Here is a 3003-nt window from a genome sequence, read left to right as displayed (position 1 = left end):
GGCATAGCCAGCCCGTCAAATCAGACTACCATGCCGCAACTCATTATCAAATCAACATCGGAACTTACAGATAACACATGATTTTCACGTTTTTCGAAAAGTGGCTAACTTGTTCTTGAAATTTGGGAAAAAATGGATGTAAATGCTTTAAAAAATAAAATCGGTATTTTTTCTGAAAATCATGTAATGGGTTTTATTGTCGGTACATCGATTGGTTTAATTGGTAGATATTCGATTTCAGACGCATTGATTTTAGGAATAAACGCGGCTGCGGCTTTAACGTTATTTCCACTTGTTTCTAAGTTATTTATGCAGGCATTGTCGCCTATATCAGACGCAATATCAGAATATATGAGAAATAGATTTAAAGGAAGAGAGTTGTATATTGGTTTGGACTGGCCAATCTTAGCAGGAGCAAGTGAAATTTGGGTGCTGGCTATTTTGTTAATCCCATTTGAATTATTATTTGCAGCAATTTTACCAGGAAACCAAGTATTGCCTTTTGCAGGATTAATCAACTTATCCATTATTGTAGCTGCATATTTGCTAGGACGGGGAAATATGTTGAGAATGCTTGTATATGGAATCATAACCACGCCAGTATTTCTATATATCGGAACTTACTTTGCCCCATACATTACTCAATTAGCACGTGATACAGGCGCAGTGAATGTTGAAGAAGGTACGATGCTAGCATGGGCAACTATTGAGAATGGTGAATTTAAGTTTGCTTTTGCAAATGCAATGGCAGGTAATTGGTGGGGAATAGTATTGGCAATTGCTTGGTTAGCGTTATTTGTCATTTTCTATATTGGTCGTAGTAAGGAAAATGTAAAACGTTATAGTGATGATTCAGAAATGGATGCGGTATAAGATGTTGAATAAACAAAATATTTTTAATATAAGCTCCATTTTTTTAGCTATGTTCCTACTAATTGCAGGATATTTTGGAAAGAATGCATTTCTTTCGGTATTATCTTTAATGATAGCTGTGTTGACTTACTATCAAACAAAAGGAGATAATCACACGTAAAATTATTAATTGAAAGGAGAGGAGCTATTTGATTTATACGATTACTTTGAACCCTGCAATTGATCATGTTTTTCACATTCAAGATGAATTAACTCGAGGGAAAAATAATAGAATCGCTGAAAGATATATGGATGTAGGAGGAAAAGGAACCCATGTTTCAGTCGGATTGAATATCTTAGGTAAAGAAAATAACTGTACGGGTATTACCGGAGAAAATAATTGGAATGAATTAAAGAACTTACTAATTAAACATCAAACAAAAAGTTCTTTCTATACAGTGTCTAAAGAAGACGTGCGAAATAATATTGTTCTTACAGATGATGGTGGAAAAGGTAGTTTCATGATTACAGAATATGGTTTTAAAATTAACAAACAAATTATTGATGCATTTTTCACTCAGGAATTAAATCAACTGTCTTCTAAGGATACGGTAGTAGTTGCAGGAAATCCATCTCTTCAAACACCAGTAGAAGTATTCGCTTATTTACTTGATAAGTTAGAAGAAAAAAAAGTTCAATTAATTGCTGATGTTTCAGGAAAATTTTTAGATGAAGTCTTAAAAAGAGCTGTCTTCTTAATCAAACCGAATAACTATGAATTTTCTGAAATTATAGGTGAAGAAATTCTTTCTTTGGAACATTGTATTGAAGTATATCAGAAGAAAAAGTCAGTACTAACCAATATGAAATGTATTTCTGTATCTATGGGAGAAAAAGGGTCTGTGTTACTAACAAATGATGAACAATATATATTTAATTCACCAAGAGTCAAAACAGTAAACGATACTGGCAGTGGAGATGCGTATGTCTCTGGTTTGGTTTACGGTTTTTCGGAAAAATTACCCTTAAAAGATATAGGAATTTTGGCAACTGCAGTTGGTGCTGCTAAAGCTGAAGAAACATTAAGTACAGGATTCTCAAAAGAACGTGTTCTAGAATTAAAAAAATTAGTTCAATATAGAAAGATTGGTGAATAAACATAATGCTATACTACGGAGAACGAGTAAAACTGTGTAAATTTATCAAAAAAATGTATGATCGTAAATTGACAAATGCAGCAGGAGGAAATGTCAGTATAAAAGTAAGTGATGACCACTTTATCATGTCACCAACACTAATGTCTCAAAACTATCTTTGCGATTTAAATCCAGAACAAATTTTGGTCATTGATAAAGAGGAAAATATCATTGATGGTTATGGTGGAATTACACGTGAAATTAATATGCACATGGCTGCTTATGAAGAAAATGCAAAGATTAACTGCGTAATTCATGCACATGCTTTGAATTCAATGGTTTTTGCAAGTATGGGATTAGATATGCCTAATATTAGCGAAGGAACTCAAAAAATGGGAGAAATCAAATGTCTGGAATTTGCTCCAGCAACCACTCCTGAGTTAGCTGAAAAAGTTAGAAAAGAAGTAAAACAAGATCAAGCTATATCGAAATCCTATCTGTTACGAAAACATGGTGTTCTAGTAGTTGGAGCTACTTTAGAGAAAACCTATGATATGCTTGAGCGACTCGAATGGAATGCATACATCGCCAAAGAATATTTGATTTTTAAACAATTAGGAATAACAGGTATAGATGACCTTGTTGAATATGATTATAACACAGAAGAGTGAAAATTTGCTTCAAGAGTCTGAAGATAGAAACCAAAATAACAAATATACTTTATTTTAGATATTAATTCTAAAGTAATTAATAACAAGCCATGTTAACTATATAGCTAACATGGCTTGTTATAGTTAGTAGTATCATAAAATTGATAGCGATTTTACGCTAATCCTGTTTATTTTTGTTATAATTAATCGCTTAACTTATTTAAAATTGAAAAAATAGCCTGAATAATTCATAGCTCAATATTTAATCTATTTTATCGAACGAATAACCTATTTTGAAATAAGGTCAGGTATTTTCTCTAAAAATAATCTGTTTTCAGACTGTATACTCTTGGATAAAGCTTTTT

Annotated in this window: 3 protein-coding genes; all 3 read left to right on the top strand. The window is 32.3% G+C overall.

All coding sequences use genetic code 11. The features are described from left to right. Positions 1–132 precede the first annotated feature (132 nt). The 3 genes from ACWODM_RS16240 to ACWODM_RS16230 all read left to right on the top strand — a co-directional run bounded on the left by ACWODM_RS16240 (position 133) and on the right by ACWODM_RS16230 (position 2659). The gene (locus ACWODM_RS16240) at positions 133–873 is read left to right on the top strand and encodes a PTS transporter subunit IIC (protein ID WP_455322360.1); all 741 of its coding nucleotides are present in this window, start codon (positions 133–135) and stop codon (positions 871–873) included. Positions 874–1061: 188 nt separating this feature from the next. After that, positions 1062–2009, top strand: a complete 948-nt coding sequence (locus ACWODM_RS16235) for a 1-phosphofructokinase family hexose kinase (RefSeq protein ID WP_010775702.1) — start codon at positions 1062–1064, stop codon at positions 2007–2009. Positions 2010–2014: 5 nt separating this feature from the next. Continuing rightward, positions 2015–2659, top strand: a complete 645-nt coding sequence (locus tag ACWODM_RS16230; protein ID WP_455322359.1) for a class II aldolase/adducin family protein — start codon at positions 2015–2017, stop codon at positions 2657–2659. Positions 2660–3003: the final 344 nt, after the last annotated feature.

The organism is Enterococcus olivae (assembly GCF_053760925.1).
This window is presented reverse-complemented; position numbering and strand designations above follow the sequence as displayed.

Excerpts from the sequence above, each read along its gene's own strand:
- ACWODM_RS16240 (WP_455322360.1), top strand. The coding sequence starts at position 133 with ATGGATGTAAATGCTTTAAAAAATAAAATCGGTATTTTTTCTGAAAAT.
- ACWODM_RS16230 (WP_455322359.1), top strand. The coding sequence starts at position 2,015 with ATGCTATACTACGGAGAACGAGTAAAACTGTGTAAATTTATCAAAAAA.